Annotated in this window: 12 protein-coding genes; 8 read left to right on the top strand and 4 right to left on the bottom strand. The window is 55.3% G+C overall.

Annotation, left to right across the window (positions count from 1 at the left end):
- Window positions 1–3 precede the first annotated feature (3 nt).
- Both QRN24_RS03140 and folM read left to right on the top strand, forming a co-directional pair.
- Window positions 4–1,386, top strand: coding sequence for an amino acid permease (locus QRN24_RS03140; RefSeq protein WP_020884310.1), 1,383 nt, complete (start codon window positions 4–6; stop codon window positions 1,384–1,386).
- Between the two features lie 39 nt (window positions 1,387–1,425).
- A complete protein-coding gene (gene folM / locus QRN24_RS03135) occupies window positions 1,426–2,148 on the top strand; it encodes a dihydromonapterin reductase (protein ID WP_284942329.1) in 723 nt (240 codons plus the stop codon).
- On the opposite strand, the gene QRN24_RS03130 is transcribed toward folM, so the two are convergent.
- A complete protein-coding gene (locus QRN24_RS03130) occupies window positions 2,145–2,480 on the bottom strand; it encodes a GlpM family protein (RefSeq protein ID WP_025204336.1) in 336 nt (111 codons plus the stop codon). The two genes, folM and QRN24_RS03130, sit on opposite strands and share 4 nt — an antisense overlap.
- Window positions 2,481–2,608: 128 nt before the next feature.
- Between QRN24_RS03130 and rstA the strand changes: the two genes are divergently transcribed.
- The 3 genes from rstA to tus all read left to right on the top strand — a co-directional run bounded on the left by rstA (window position 2,609) and on the right by tus (window position 6,113).
- Window positions 2,609–3,325, top strand: coding sequence for a two-component system response regulator RstA (rstA, locus tag QRN24_RS03125; protein ID WP_025204337.1), 717 nt, complete (start codon window positions 2,609–2,611; stop codon window positions 3,323–3,325).
- A 485-nt stretch (window positions 3,326–3,810) separates the two neighbouring features.
- The gene (gene rstB, locus QRN24_RS03120; protein WP_059306021.1) at window positions 3,811–5,109 is read left to right on the top strand and encodes a two-component system sensor histidine kinase RstB; all 1,299 of its coding nucleotides are present in this window, start codon (window positions 3,811–3,813) and stop codon (window positions 5,107–5,109) included.
- Window positions 5,110–5,183: 74 nt separating this feature from the next.
- Window positions 5,184–6,113: a DNA replication terminus site-binding protein gene (gene tus / locus QRN24_RS03115; RefSeq protein WP_284942328.1), complete on the top strand. Its 930-nt coding sequence runs from the start codon at window positions 5,184–5,186 to the stop codon at window positions 6,111–6,113.
- Here the strand turns inward: tus and fumC are convergent, their stop codons facing one another.
- Together fumC and fumA are read right to left on the bottom strand one after the other, a co-directional pair.
- Window positions 6,114–7,508, bottom strand: coding sequence for a class II fumarate hydratase (gene fumC, locus QRN24_RS03110; RefSeq protein WP_020884315.1), 1,395 nt, complete (start codon window positions 7,506–7,508; stop codon window positions 6,114–6,116).
- 137 nt (window positions 7,509–7,645) lie between these two features.
- A complete protein-coding gene (fumA, locus tag QRN24_RS03105; protein WP_025204339.1) occupies window positions 7,646–9,292 on the bottom strand; it encodes a class I fumarate hydratase FumA in 1,647 nt (548 codons plus the stop codon).
- A gap of 197 nt (window positions 9,293–9,489) precedes the next feature.
- Here fumA and manA point away from each other — a divergent pair, with 197 nt between their 5' ends.
- Together manA and QRN24_RS03095 are read left to right on the top strand one after the other, a co-directional pair.
- The gene (gene manA, locus QRN24_RS03100; protein WP_284942327.1) at window positions 9,490–10,665 is read left to right on the top strand and encodes a mannose-6-phosphate isomerase; all 1,176 of its coding nucleotides are present in this window, start codon (window positions 9,490–9,492) and stop codon (window positions 10,663–10,665) included.
- Window positions 10,666–10,764: 99 nt separating this feature from the next.
- Complete coding sequence (locus QRN24_RS03095) at window positions 10,765–12,315, top strand: YdgA family protein (RefSeq protein WP_284942326.1); 1,551 nt, start codon at window positions 10,765–10,767, stop codon at window positions 12,313–12,315.
- 69 nt (window positions 12,316–12,384) lie between these two features.
- On the opposite strand, the gene QRN24_RS03090 is transcribed toward QRN24_RS03095, so the two are convergent.
- Entirely contained in the window at window positions 12,385–13,413 is a 1,029-nt protein-coding gene (locus QRN24_RS03090; RefSeq protein WP_014169810.1) for a Mal regulon transcriptional regulator MalI, read from the bottom strand.
- A 177-nt stretch (window positions 13,414–13,590) separates the two neighbouring features.
- Here QRN24_RS03090 and malX point away from each other — a divergent pair, with 177 nt between their 5' ends.
- Window positions 13,591–15,183, top strand: a complete 1,593-nt coding sequence (gene malX, locus QRN24_RS03085) for a maltose/glucose-specific PTS transporter subunit IIBC (RefSeq protein ID WP_014169809.1) — start codon at window positions 13,591–13,593, stop codon at window positions 15,181–15,183.
- Window positions 15,184–15,228: the final 45 nt, after the last annotated feature.

Below are 15,228 nucleotides of genomic sequence, written 5' to 3'. Positions count from 1 at the left end.
CCAATGGAAAAGAAACTAGGCCTGAGTGCTTTGACTGCACTCGTTTTGAGCTCAATGCTGGGTGCGGGCGTGTTCAGCTTACCGCAGAATATGGCGGCGGTCGCCAGCCCTGCCGCACTGCTTATAGGGTGGGGCATCACGGGTGCCGGGATTTTGCTGCTGGCGTTCGCAATGCTGCTGCTGACCCGCATCCGCCCGGATCTGGATGGGGGGATTTTCACTTACGCCCGTGAAGGTTTCGGCGAACTGATTGGCTTCTGTTCCGCATGGGGCTACTGGCTGTGTGCGGTCATCGCAAACGTCTCCTACCTGGTGATCGTCTTTTCTGCGCTCAGTTTCTTTACCGATACCCCTGAACTGCGGTTCTTTGGCGACGGCAATACCTGGCAGTCCATTGTGGGCGCCTCGGTACTGCTGTGGGTTGTTCACTGGCTGATTCTACGTGGCGTACAGACGGCGGCCAGCATTAACCTGGTGGCAACCCTGGCCAAACTGGTTCCGCTTGGCCTGTTTATCGTGCTGGCCTTTATGGCGTTCCGTCTCGATGTGTTCAGTCTCGATTTCAGCGGTGTCGCGCTGGGCGTACCGGTCTGGGAGCAGGTCAAAAACACCATGCTGATCACCCTGTGGGTCTTCATCGGTGTTGAAGGTGCCGTCGTGGTCTCTGCCCGGGCGCGGAATAAGCGCGATGTGGGTCGCGCCACGCTGCTGGCGGTACTGGCGGCGCTGGGCGTGTATCTGATGGTGACGCTGCTGTCGCTGGGGGTGGTCGCGCGTCCTGAACTGGCCGAAATGCGTAACCCGTCGATGGCGGGCCTGATGGTGAAAATGTTCGGACCGTGGGGTGACGTGGTAATTGCCGCGGGGCTGATTATCTCCGTGTGCGGCGCGTACCTGAGCTGGACCATTATGGCGGCAGAAGTGCCGTTCCTGGCCGCAACGCACAAAGCATTTCCACGCCTGTTTGCTCGTCAAAACAAAAACAGCGCGCCGTCGGCCTCACTCTGGCTGACCAACATCAGCGTTCAGGTCTGTCTGGTGCTGATCTGGCTCACAGGTTCAGACTATAACACTCTGCTGACCATCGCCTCGGAGATGATTCTGGTACCCTATTTCTTAGTGGGTGCATATCTGTTAAAAATCGCCACACGTCCGGCGCACTATGTGGTGGGTGTCGGAGCCTGTATTTACGGCCTGTGGTTGTTGTATGCTTCCGGGCCTATGCATCTGCTGCTGTCGGTGGTGTTGTATGCACCGGGTCTGCTGGTGTTTATCTACGCCCGCCGCACGCATCAGTTAGAGAACGCGCTTAGACGCCGTGAGATGGCCTTAATCGGGCTGTTACTGGTTGCTGCCGTACCGGCAACCTGGATGTTAATGGGATAGAATCGCCTTTCCCATTGTTGAACTGAAAAGGAGAACACGATGGGAAACGCGCAGCAACGCCCAATACTGATTACTGGTGGAGGCCGTCGTATCGGCCTCGCCCTTGCCCATCACTTTCTCAATCTTCGCCATCCGGTCATCATCAGTTACCGCAGCGAATATCCCTCGATTGAGGGGCTACGCAAAGCCGGTGCGATCTGCATTCAGGCCGATTTCTCAACCGATGACGGTATTCTGGCCTTCGCTGAAAAAGTAAAATCTACCACCCCCGGGCTGCGCGCCATTATCCATAATGCCAGCGCCTGGCTTCCCGAAAAATCCGGTACGCCACTCAGCGATACGCTCTCCTGCATGCTGCAGATCCACGTCAATGCGCCCTATCTGCTGAACCATGCCCTGCTCGACCTGTTGCGCGGTCACGGACATGCGGCAGGTGATATTATTCATTTCACCGATTACGTCGTGGAGCGCGGCAGCGACAAGCACATCGCCTATGCGGCCAGTAAAGCCGCACTTGATAACATGACGCGCTCGTTCGCGCGTAAACTTGCCCCTGAAGTTAAGGTGAACGCCATCGCCCCGGCGATGATTTTATTTAACGAAGACGATGATGCGGAGTATCGCCAGCAGGCGCTAAATAAATCGCTGATGAAAATTGCGCCAGGTGAAAAAGAGGTTATCGATCTTATCGATTATCTGCTCACCAGTTGCTACGTCACTGGCAGAACCTTTGCCGTGGACGGCGGTCGACCGCTGCGCTAGTGAAAGCGGCTCCAGAAGAAGATAAGCACCCAGGCGCTGAGCCCCCAGCAGACAACGGCCCCGCTCAGCGCCAGGGGAAGTCGCATAAAACCGGTGAAGTACCACAGCGAAAGCAGATAAAGAAAATAAGGGATGATCGACCACATCCCGAACACGATAGTCGTACGCAATGCTTCCGTGCCTCGTTCTGAGGCGACAATATAGTGCGCTATTAACGCAAAGGTCGGGAAGAGTGGGATCAGCCCGGCAATATAATAATTCCTGGTTTTAGCCAGAACACCAATCAGTAACACCACCAGCGCACCCAACGCGGCTTTTATCACCAGCCCCATCTTTTTCCCTATAACAATCAAATAACACTATGAGCCAGAATAACGGAACTGGCGTTAATTATGAAAGATTAATGGAACGTTAAGGTTGTGCGGTGTATGTTGGCTTTTTTCACGATAACAGACGTTGTATGAATAAGATTGTTTATGTTGAAGACGAGCCCGAAGTGGGACAATTGATCGCCGCCTATCTGGGTAAACATGATATGGACGTCATTGTTGAGCCTCGTGGCGATCGTGCCGAAGAGGTGGTCTTACGTGAAAACCCGGACCTGGTGCTGCTGGACATTATGCTGCCCGGCAAAGATGGCATGACGGTCTGCCGCGATCTGCGCGCCCGGTGGGAGGGCCCTATCGTGCTGCTGACCTCGCTGGACAGCGACATGAACCATATTTTGTCACTCGAAATGGGTGCCAATGACTACATTCTGAAAACCACGCCCCCTGCCGTCCTCCTTGCTCGTCTGCGCCTCCATTTACGCCAACGTGCCAGCGTTGAACGAGAAGCGCCTGCTCAGTCGCTGACCCCGCACAAAGCGATGCGTTTTGGTACCTTGTCTATTGATCCGATTAACCGTCAGGTTCTGCTTTCTGGCGAGCTTATCGCCCTTTCCACCGCAGATTTTGACCTGCTCTGGGAACTGGCAACCCACGCCGGGCAGATCATGGATCGCGATGCATTACTGAAAAACCTGCGCGGCGTCAGCTACGACGGAATGGATCGCAGCGTTGACGTGGCTATTTCGCGCCTGCGTAAAAAACTGCAGGATAATGCCACTGAGCCGTACCGCATTAAAACCGTGCGTAACAAGGGCTATCTGTTCGCGCCTCACGCCTGGGAAACCTGATGCCGGTTCCCCGAACGACACTGTTTAAAACATTACGCAGACGAGGTCTGACAGTTGCATAAAATAAGAACACTCAGCCTGATCTGCTGTTTTGGGTTAACCGGATGCGTTGTCGCAGATATGGATTCAAGTAATTATGACTATGTTCCGTATATTCAGACTATCCAGAATCCCTGGACCCCGGGCCATACCAATGTGCAACAACGCCGTGAGGATTTGTACGCCTGCGGCGTTGATCGAAAGTATTCGCTCAATTCATGGGACGAAAACTTCAGTCGTAACCGCCTGCTGCCGGGCGAAACGATAGAACAGCAAGATTCCAGGATCCAGAAAATAGAAGACTGTATGAAATCAAAAGGGTACGTTCTGTGGGATTACTCACAATGCGGGCCCCGTAAAAAACCGAGCGGTATGTGTAACTAGTTTGGGTTTGCGTGTTTGTCTTCGACGCAGGTTGTTAACGTATTGATTTTCGGTGAGATTGAATGAAAAAGCTGTTCGTACAGTTTTATCTCCTGCTGTTTGTCTGCTTCCTTGTGATGACCATGCTGGTTGGGCTGGTCTATAAATTCACCGCCGAACGTGCGGGCAGGCAGTCACTGGATGATTTAATGAAAAGCTCGCTCTACCTGATGCGCAGCGAGCTGCGAGAGATCCCGCCACACGACTGGGCCAAGACCTTAAAAGAGCTGGATCTGAACCTGTCGTTTGATCTGCGCATCGAGCCGATGAAGGATTTCGATTTAGAGCCACCCGCCATGCAGCGACTGCGTGACGGGGACATTGTGGCGCTGGATGAGAAATATACCTTTATCCAGCGCATTCCACGGAGCCATTACGTTCTGGCCGTGGGGCCGGTACCTTATCTCTATTATCTGCACCAGATGCGCCTGCTGGACCTTGCCCTGCTGGCTTTCATTGCCATTTCGCTCGCGTTCCCGGTCTTTATCTGGATGAGGCCACACTGGCAGGACATGCTGAAACTGGAATCAGCTGCGCAACGTTTTGGTGACGGGCATTTTACCGAGCGCATTCACTTCGACAGCGGTTCCAGCTTCGAACGTCTTGGCGTGGCGTTTAACCAGATGGCCGATAACATCAATGCGCTGATTATCAGTAAAAAACAGCTCATTGACGGAATTGCTCACGAGCTGCGTACGCCGCTGGTACGCCTGCGCTATCGGCTGGAGATGAGCGAAAACCTGACGGAGGCCGAGTCTCAGGCGCTGAACCGCGACATTGGTCAGCTTGAGGGTCTCATTGAGGAGCTCCTGACCTATGCGCGCCTCGATCGCCCGCAAAACGAACTGAACCTCAGTACGCCGGACCTGCCCGGCTGGTTACAAACCCATATCGATGATGTCCAGAGCGTAAACCCGCAACGCACGCTACTGACACGCGTCACGCCCGGCGATTATGGCGCACTGGATATGCGTCTGATGGAACGCGTGCTGGATAATCTGATGAACAACGCCATGCGTTATAGCGAGAGCACGCTGCAGATTGGCTTAGATTTACAGGGTAGTCAGGCCTGTCTGACGGTTGAGGACGACGGACCGGGCATCGCCCCGGAAGCGCGTGAAACGGTGTTTGAGCCGTTTGTACGCCTCGACCCCAGCCGCGATCGTGCCACGGGGGGATGTGGCCTCGGGCTGGCAATTGTTTACTCCATCGCGCAGGCGATGGGCGGCACGGTGCATTGTGAAGAGAGCGCGCTCGGCGGCGCGCGCTTCTGCTTTAGCTGGCCGGTATATCACAACATCACCCTTCCCGTCCCTGCCTGACCTTTATCGCACGCTGGCCTGACCCGGCGTGCTGTGCTATATGATAAGTATGTTGTAACTAATGAAGAGTTATCATGGCGACGTACGATCTCATCGAAAGGCTGAACAGCACGTTCCGCGACATTGAACACGAGTTACTGAACCTGACCGAACGTTTGCAGACCTGCCGTCTGTTAGCCGCGCGGGTCTTTACCCTGCCGGATGTGGTGAAAGGCGCTGAACACGACCCGCTGGAAACCATAGAGGTACAGCAGCATATCGGCAAAGCGGCGCTGGAATTGACGCTGCGGCACTACCGTCGCCTGTTTATCCAGCAGCAGTCAGAAAACCGCAGCAGTAAGGCGGCCGTTCGTCTGCCGGGCGTAATCTGCCTGCAAACTGATGCAACAACGCGAGAAGCGCTGGAAAACCAGATTGCGCATATCAACACGCTTAAGGCGACGTTTGAAAAGATCATCACTGAAGAGTCGGGTCTGGCCCCTGCCGCCCGTTTTGAATGGGTACACCGACAGCTACCGGGATTAATCACCCTGAATGCCTACCGTACGCTCACGGTACTGCGTCATCCCGCCACGCTTCGCTTCGGCTGGGCCAACAAGCACATCATTAAAAACTTCACCCGGGATGACATTCTGGCGCAGCTGGAAAAGAGTCTGAAGGCACCGCGGACTGTCGCACCGTGGTCACGCGAGCAGTGGATTGAACGGCTTGAGCAGGAGTACCACAGCATCGCCTCACTGCCGGCGGATACACGGCTTAAGATTAAGCGCCCGGTGAAGGTGCAGCCTATCGCACGCGTCTGGTATTCCGGCCAGCAAAAGCAGGTACAGTATGCCTGCCCGACGCCGCTGATCGCACTTTATGATGCCGATCAGGGGGCCATTGTGCCGGATATTGGCGAACTGCTGAATTACGATGCTGAAAATGTCCAGCATCGTTACAGACCTCAGGCGCAACCGCTGCAGCTGATTATTCCGCGGCTGCACCTGTATGTGGCGCAGTGATTATTTCAGGCTGCCGACCATCGATTCCGGGCGTACCCATGCATCAAACTCAGCCTCCGTCAGGTAACCCAATGCCAGAGCGGAGGCTTTCAGCGTCAGCCCCTCTTTATGCGCTTTTTTCGCAATCTCGGCGGCTTTGTCGTAGCCGATATGGGTATTCAGCGCGGTCACCAGCATCAACGACTCATTAAGCAACTGGCTGATGCGCTCGCGGTTTGGCTCAATGCCTGACGCACAGTGCTCGTTGAAACTCTCCATACCGTCCGCCAGCAGGCGTATGGACTGAAGCACGTTGTGAATCACCATCGGGCGATAGACGTTCAGCTCAAAGTTACCGGATGCGCCGCCCATGTTAACGGCAACGTCGTTACCCATTACCTGGCAGCAGAGCATGGTCATGGCCTCACACTGGGTCGGGTTTACTTTGCCCGGCATGATAGAGCTACCCGGCTCGTTTTCCGGAATGCTAATTTCACCGATCCCGCAACGGGGACCCGAGGCCAGCCAGCGCACATCATTGGCGATTTTCATCAACGACGCTGCCAGACCCTTGAGGGCGCCGTGGGTATGAACCAGCGCATCACAGGTGGCCAGCGCTTCAAACTTATTCGGCGCCGTGATAAACGGCTGCCCGGTGATGGCCGCCAGCTCGTCGGCAACGCGCACCGCATATTCCGGATGGGTATTTAACCCCGTACCGACCGCCGTTCCGCCCAGCGCCAGCTCTGCAAGATGCGGCAGGCTGTACTCGATGTGCTTGAGGTTATGTTCTAACATTGCCACCCAGCCGGAAATCTCCTGGCCGAGCGTCAGCGGCGTGGCATCCTGCAGGTGAGTGCGTCCTATTTTGACGATATCGCTGAAAGCCTGCGCTTTCTCACCAAGGGTGGTTTTAAGCACGTTGAGCTGCGGGATCAGCTGTTCACGAAGCGCAATCACCGCCGCCACGTGCATCGCCGTCGGGAAGACGTCGTTCGAACTTTGGCTTTTGTTTACGTCATCGTTCGGGTGAACCTTACGCTCCATACCGCGCACGCCGCCCAGCAGTTCGCTTGCCCGGTTCGCCAGCACTTCGTTCATATTCATGTTGCTCTGGGTGCCAGAACCGGTCTGCCAGATGGCGAGGGGGAATTCATCGGGATGCTTGCCGGCCAGCACTTCATCGGCAGCAGTGATAATCGCGGTGGCCTTATCTGCCGCCAGCAGGCCTAAATCCTGATTCACTTTAGCGGCCGCACGTTTAGTGAGCGCCAGCGCCTGAATCAGCGAGACGGGCATTTTCTCGGTCGAAATACGGAAATGTTCCAGCGAACGCTGGGTTTGCGCGCCCCATAGCTTGTCAGCCGGGACATCGATCGCACCCATAGAGTCTTTCTCACGGCGTACCGTAGTCATTACTTTCTCCTTGATAACACTGTCGGGATTGCTCACATGCTTCAGAGATAAGTATTGATTGCTTTACAGAAAAGATATGGCGCTTTGTGCGCTCTTTGATGTGCCGGGTGACGTGAACGCCACCCGGCTATAGTAGATTACTTCACACACGCCGAACATTGTGAGGACTGGATCTGCCTGAAGAAGTCGTTACCTTTGTCATCCACAAGGATAAATGCCGGGAAATCTTCCACTTCAATTTTCCAGATAGCTTCCATACCCAGTTCCGGGTATTCAATGCACTCCAGGCTCTTGATGCTGCCCTGCGCGAGTACGGCAGCCGGACCGCCGATGCTGCCCAGGTAGAAGCCACCGTGTTTATGGCAGGCATCCGTCACCTGCTGGCTACGGTTTCCTTTTGCCAGCATGATCATGCTGCCGCCGTTGGCCTGCAACTGGTCAACATACGAGTCCATACGGCCTGCAGTGGTCGGGCCTAACGAGCCAGAGGCGTAGCCTTCTGGCGTTTTGGCCGGGCCTGCATAGTAAATCGGGTGATCTTTGATGTACTGCGGCAGCCCTTCACCATTGTCCAGACGCTCTTTCAGTTTCGCGTGAGCGATGTCACGACCAACGATGATGGTTCCGTTAAGAGAGAGACGGGTCGACACCGGATACTGAGACAGCTGCGCCAGAATCTCTTTCATCGGACGGTTCAGGTCAACGTGAACGGCTTCACCCTCGCCCGCTTTGCGCAACGCTTCAGGAATGTACTTCCCTGGGTTGTTCTCCAGTTTTTCGATCCAGACACCTTCGCGGTTGATCTTCGCCTTGATGTTACGATCCGCAGAACAGGAGACCCCCATCCCGACCGGACAGGAGGCGCCGTGGCGCGGCAGACGGATCACACGCACGTCATGGGCAAAATATTTGCCGCCGAACTGCGCGCCCAGGCCGAGGTTACGCGCTTCTTCCAGCAGTTCCTGTTCAAGCTGAACATCGCGGAACGCCTGGCCGTGCTCGTTCCCTTCGGTAGGCAGGCCGTCGTAGTATTTGGTCGACGCCAGCTTCACCGTTTTCAGGGTGCTCTCTGCTGACGTACCGCCAATCACAAAGGCAATATGGTACGGCGGGCAGGCAGCGGTGCCGAGCGTGCGCATTTTCTCAACCAGGTAATTCTTCAGCTTGCCCGGTGTGAGCAGCGCTTTGGTTTCCTGGTAGAGATAGGTTTTGTTCGCTGAACCGCCACCTTTGGCGATGCAGAGGAATTTGTATTCATCACCGTCCACGCTATACAGGTCAATCTGCGCAGGCAGGTTTGTGCCCGTGTTGACCTCTTTGTACATATCCAGCGCCGCGTTTTGCGAGTAGCGCAGGTTGTCTTCGGTGTAGGTGTTGTACACGCCGTGCGCCAGCGCCGCTTCGTCGCCGCCGCCGGTCCAGACGCGCTGGCCTTTTTTACCCACAATGATGGCCGTGCCGGTGTCCTGGCAGGTAGGTAAAATACCCTTCGCCGCGATATCCGAGTTACGCAGGAACTGCAGGGCGACGTATTTGTCGTTTTCGCTGGCCTGCGGGTCGCTCAGGATATCGGCAACCTGCTGCTGGTGCGCAGGGCGGAGCATAAACGAGGCGTCGTGGAAAGCCTGCTGCGCCAGTAACGTCAGCGCCTGCGGATCGACCTTGAGGATCTCCTGCCCTTCGAATTCAGAGACGGAGACGTGATCGCGGGTTAACAGGTAATATTCGGTTTGATCCTTACTGAGGGGAAAAGGATCCTGATAATGAAAGGGTTTGTTCGACATTGTTCTCTCACTTACTGCTTCAGTCTGATTATTTGGGCAGATGTTCCGCTGCCCGCTTAAAAGCGAGTCAGCTTATCCTACACAATTTTTTAACAAAAACTGAGACTAGTACGACTTTTTACATCCACAGGTTACTTCCATGTGGTTTATTGCTTTAATACCCAGAGTTAATTCCACCATTGAATCAGGGCTTGATAATGCAAAAACTCATTAACTCAGTGCAAAACTACGCCTGGGGAAGTAAAACTGCGTTAACGGATCTCTACGGTATCGCGAACCCAAACAACCTGCCAATGGCAGAACTGTGGATGGGTGCGCACCCGAAGAGCAGCTCAAAAATTGAAGACGCAAGCGGCCAGGTTCGCTCTCTGCGCGACGTGATTGATGCCGACAAAGCCACCCTGCTGGGTGACAAGGTTGCCAGCCGTTTTGGTGAGCTGCCGTTCCTGTTTAAAGTGCTGTGCGCCGACCAGCCGCTCTCCATCCAGGTTCACCCGAATAAAAAAGCCTCTGAGATGGGCTTTGCGAAAGAGAACGCGGCCGGTATTCCGTTAGATGCCGCCGAGCGTAACTACAAAGATCCTAACCACAAGCCGGAGCTGGTCTTTGCGCTGACCCCCTTCCTGGCGATGAACGCGTTTCGCGAGTTCTCAGAAATTATCTCCCTGCTGCAGCCGGTGGCGGGTGCTAACAACGCTATTGCCCACTTCCTGGAAAACCCGAATGCAGCAGGCCTGAGCCAGCTTTTCGCCAGCCTGCTGAACATGCAGGGAGAAGAGAAATCTCACGCCCTGGCCGTGCTGAAAGCGGCGCTGGACAGCCAGCACGGTGAGCCGTGGGATACCATCCGCCTGATTTCTGAATTCTACCCGGACGACAGCGGCCTGTTCTCCCCTCTGCTGCTGAACGTGGTGAAGCTGAACCCGGGCGAGGCGATGTTCCTGTTTGCTGAAACCCCGCACGCCTACCTGCAGGGCGTGGCGCTGGAGGTGATGGCCAACTCAGACAACGTACTGCGTGCAGGCCTGACGCCGAAATACATTGATATCCCTGAGCTGGTTGCCAACGTGAAGTTTGAGGCGAAGCCTGCGGATCTCCTGCTGACTCAGCCTGTTAAACAGGGTGCGAAGCTGGACTTCCCCATCCCGGTGGATGATTTTGCCTTCTCACTGCATGACCTGAGCCCGGCAGAAACCGCCATCGCGCAGGAGAGCGCGGCAATCCTGTTCTGCATTGAAGGTGAAGCAACGCTGCATAAAGGTGGCGAGCGTCTGGTGCTCAAGCCAGGCGAATCGGCATTTGTAGCGGCAAACGAGTCGCCGGTGAGCGTGAGCGGTACCGGTCGTCTGGCGCGTGTTTTTAATAAGCTATAAGCACTTACTGAATTTTTTAACAACTCTTGCTAAGCTAGTTGAAGACTTTACATCACCGGGCGGTTTCTACCGCCTGGTTTCATTTTAGGGATAGTCGCAATGAAAAAATCGGTCGTAGCGGTAGGAGTGATTGTAGCGTTAGGCGTGGTCTGGACAGGTGCCTCCTGGTTTACCGGGAAACAGCTGGAAAGCCGTCTGGCTGAGATGGTGGCACAGGCTAACGGAGAGCTTAAGCGTGGTGCGCCGGAAGCAGGCGTGGAGCTTGCCTACCAGAATTATCAGCGTGGTATCTTTACCAGCCATATGCAGGTGGTTGTCAAGCCTGTTGCCGGTAATGAAAATGGCTGGCTGAAACCGGGCCAAAGCGTGGTGCTGGATGAAGTGGTCAGCCACGGTCCGTTCCCGCTGGCACAGTTAACGTCTTTTAACCTGATCCCGTCGATGGCGTCCGTTCATACTGTACTGGTGAATAACGACTTAACCAAACCGCTGTTTGATCTGGCAAAGAATGAGTCACCTTTCGAGGTTAACACCCGCATCAGCTACGCCGGTGACACACGTTCCAGTATCGATCTGAAAGCACTGAACTACGAGAAAGATAACGAGAAAGTGACCTTTAGCGGGGGGAATTTCAAGGTTGATGCTGACCGCGATGGAAATGTCTTCTCCCTGACCGGTGAAGCAGAGAGCGGCCTGATCAATGCCGTCAATGAATACGGTCAAAAGGTTCAGCTGACGTTCAATAACCTGAAAGCCGACGGCGACAGCAAGATGACCGATTTTAAAGAGCGTATCGGTAATCAGACACTCTCTTTCGACAAGATTGCTATCGCGGTTGAAGGTAAAGAGATGGCCGTGCTAGAAGGCATGGAGGTGGACGGCAAATCCGACGTGTCTAAAGACGGTAAGAGCATCAATACCCAACTGGATTACGCCCTGAAGAGCCTGAAAGTGCAGAACCAGGATCTCGGGACCGGCAAACTGTCGCTGAAGATTGGCAATATCGACGGTCAGGCGTGGCATGAATTTAGCCAGAAATACAGCAAAGAGAGCCAGGCACTGCTGAGCAATGCCGCGCTGCAGCAGAATCCGGAAGTTTACCAGCAGCAGGCCATGGCGGTGCTGATGAACAACCTGCCCATCCTGCTGAAAGGCGAGCCAGTTATCACCGTGGCCCCGCTGAGCTGGAAAAACAGCAAAGGCGAAACCAACTTTAATCTGTCCCTGTTCATGAAAGACCCGGCAACCGCAACGGGTGAACCTCAGACCCTGGCGCAGGAAGTGGATCGCAGCGTGAAGTCACTCGACAGCAAGCTGACCATCCCTGTGGATATGGCGACCGAGTTTATGACCCAGATTGCGAAGCTTGAAGGGTATGGTGATGAAGATGCCGGCAAGCTGGCGAGCCAGCAGGTGAAAGGCCTGGCGGCAATGGGCCAGATGTTCCGCATCACGAAGATGGAAGACAACACCATTTCCACCAGCCTGCAGTATGCCAACGGTCAGGTCACGCTAAACGGCGATAAAATGCCGCTGGAAGATTTTGTCGGGATGTTTGGTATGCCTGCTCTGGGGATGCCGGAACCGGCTGAACCTGCAGCGCCGGCCGTGCCTGAAGCACCTGCTGCACCCGCTGCACCACAGCAGTAATCATCAAAACCCCTCTCTGAGGGGTTTTTTATTACCGGTTGCAGGTACTCAGACTGGTGCCACGAAATACTATTTCACCGTCACTAACCGTGCCGACACAATCTGGTGCCCGGCCTGCACGTCTGCTTTTTCGATGCGCTGCATAATCCTGTCCGCCAGCGTGTAACCCATCTCCCGGGCAGGTGTGGTGGCCCAGACAATGGGCAGATCGTCCAGCGCGTTTTCACCGACGTCGGCAAATGCCCCTAACGCCACCTGGTGGCCGAAGAAGGTTTCAACCCCACCCTCGCCGCTCTGACGCCCGGCGCGGATCAGGCCAAACCAGGCTCCCATCGCAATCACCTCGTTATAGCAAATCACGGCGCTTATCGTCGGGCTACTCCGTAATAACGCGTTTATCGCTTCCGCGGCTTTCTTCTGGCTGGATTCGCATTCCACCACCCATTCGCTGTGGAACGGGAGGCCGTATTTAATCAGCGTCGCGCAGTAACCGCCTACCCGCTCGGCTCGCGTCAGGGACGAGCTTTTTCCGCCAAGCCAGGCAATGCGCTGATGCCCACGATGAATGAGATGCTCCGTCAACATTTGTGCGGCCTGCATGTTGTCTGGTCGCAGGGTATCGGCTTCGTCCAGATAACTGGCGCGCGAGGCAAACACCAGCGGCACGCCTTTTTCGGCGGCGCGCTCGCACAAGTCATTACTCACACCCGACGCGCCGGCGACGATCACCCCGTCGACGCCCTGCGTAAGCAGCATATCCAGACGGGAAAGGAGCTGATCGGCCTCGCGACCGCCGTGAAGCAAAAAGACCATCCGTCCCTGCGCTTCAAGCGCTTCGGTCAGGCCCGCGGTCAGTTCGGCATAAAAGGGAGAGGTCAGATCACGCACAATCAAACCGATCACACCGCTTTGGCCGCCGCGCAGCGCTGATGCCTGGCGGTTACGTACAAAGCCCAGTTGCTCAACCGCCTCGTTAACCCGTTGCCCGGTCGCGGGAGAAATGCGTCCTTTCCCGCTGAGCACCAGTGAAACGGTGCTGACGGAAACCCCCGCCGCCAGCGCGACATCGTTGATGGTGATTTTTTTCGCTACAGCCATGTGTCGGCGTGACTCCCTGAAATGAGATCGGTAAAACGTTTTATCAATATGTAATCTTTATACTACCAGTCAAAGCCTGAGAATGTGATTCAGAGCGCACTAAACTTTGATAAAACGTTTTATCTTCTCGCAGCATTGAAGCAGATAAACTGATTTTAACAATAAAGGAGTCGTTTTATGACGGCGAAAGCAGCACAAAAAATATCGCTGTGGGAATTTTTCCAGCAACTGGGTAAAACCTTTATGCTGCCCGTGGCACTCCTCTCGTTCTGCGGGATCATGCTCGGGATCGGCAGTTCGTTGAGCAGTAAGGACGTCATCACGCTGATCCCGTTCCTCGGGACACCTGTGCTGCAGGCGATCTTTATCTGGATGAGTAAAGTCGGCTCCTTCGCCTTTAGCTTCCTGCCGGTGATGTTCTGTATTGCTATCCCGCTGGGTCTGGCACGCGAGAACAAAGGCGTGGCCGCCTTTGCCGGGTTTGTCGGTTATGCGGTAATGAACCTTGCGGTGAACTTCTGGCTGACGGCTAAAGGCATTCTGCCCACCACCGATGCCGCCGTGCTTAAAGCGAACAACATTCAGAGCGTTATCGGGATTCAGTCCATTGATACCGGGATCCTCGGCGCGGTGATCGCCGGGGTGATTATCTGGATGCTGCATGAGCGCTTCCACAATATCCGCCTGCCTGATGCGCTGGCGTTCTTCGGGGGCACCCGCTTTGTACCCATTGTAACCCTTGTGGTCATGGGTCTGTTTGGCCTTATTATTCCACTGATCTGGCCAGTCTTTGCGCTGGGGATTAACGGGATTGGCCGCATCATCAACGGTGCGGGCGATTTTGGTCCGATGATCTTCGGAACCGGCGAACGTCTGCTGCTGCCGTTTGGTCTGCAACATATTCTGGTGGCGCTGATCCGCTTTACCGAAGCGGGCGGCACAATGGAGGTGTGCGGACACGATGTGAGCGGTGCGCTGACCATCTTCCAGGCACAGCTGAGCTGCCCGACCACGCACGGCTTCTCTGAAAGTGCGACCCGCTTCCTGTCACAGGGTAAAATGCCGGCCTTCCTCGGCGGCTTGCCGGGTGCGGCGCTGGCCATGTATCACTGTGCTCGTCCGGAAAACCGCCATAAAATTAAAGGGCTGCTGATTTCCGGGGTCATCGCCTGCGTCGTGGGCGGTACAACGGAGCCAATCGAATTCCTGTTCCTGTTTGTCGCGCCAGTGCTGTATCTCATCCACGCGGTACTGACCGGTCTGGGCTTCACCGTGATGGCGGTGCTGGGCGTCACCATCGGGAATACCGACGGCAACGTCATCGACTTTGTGGTGTTCGGGATCCTGCACGGGTTGTCGACTAAGTGGTACCTGGTACCGGTGGTCGCCGCTATCTGGTTCGCGGTGTACTACGGCATTTTCCGCTTCGCCATCACCCGCTTTAACCTCAAAACGCCTGGGCGGGATACCGATACCGCCAGCAGCGTTGAGCAGGCTGTTGCAGGTACCGTGGGTAAGTCCGGCTATAACACCCCTGCTATTCTGGCGGCGCTGGGCGGTGCAGATAACATTACCTCTCTGGATAACTGCATCACCCGACTGCGCCTGTCGGTGGCGGACATGTCGAAAGTGGACACCAACGCCCTGAAAGCCAACCGGGCCATCGGCGTGGTACAGTTAAATCAACATAATTTGCAGGTGGTTATCGGCCCGCAGGTTCAGTCAGTGAAAGATGAGCTGGCAACCCTGATGCGTACAGTGGAAGCCTGATGCCTCACCCCCTCGCGCTGAGGGGGTTTTTCTTTAAGGACTTGA

The sequence above is a fragment of the Enterobacter sp. MEB024 genome, assembly GCF_030209635.1.
In the GTDB taxonomy this organism is placed as follows: Bacteria; Pseudomonadota; Gammaproteobacteria; order Enterobacterales; family Enterobacteriaceae; genus Enterobacter; species Enterobacter ludwigii.
Note: the sequence above shows the minus strand (reverse complement) of the source record. Positions and strands in the feature narration are given on the sequence as shown.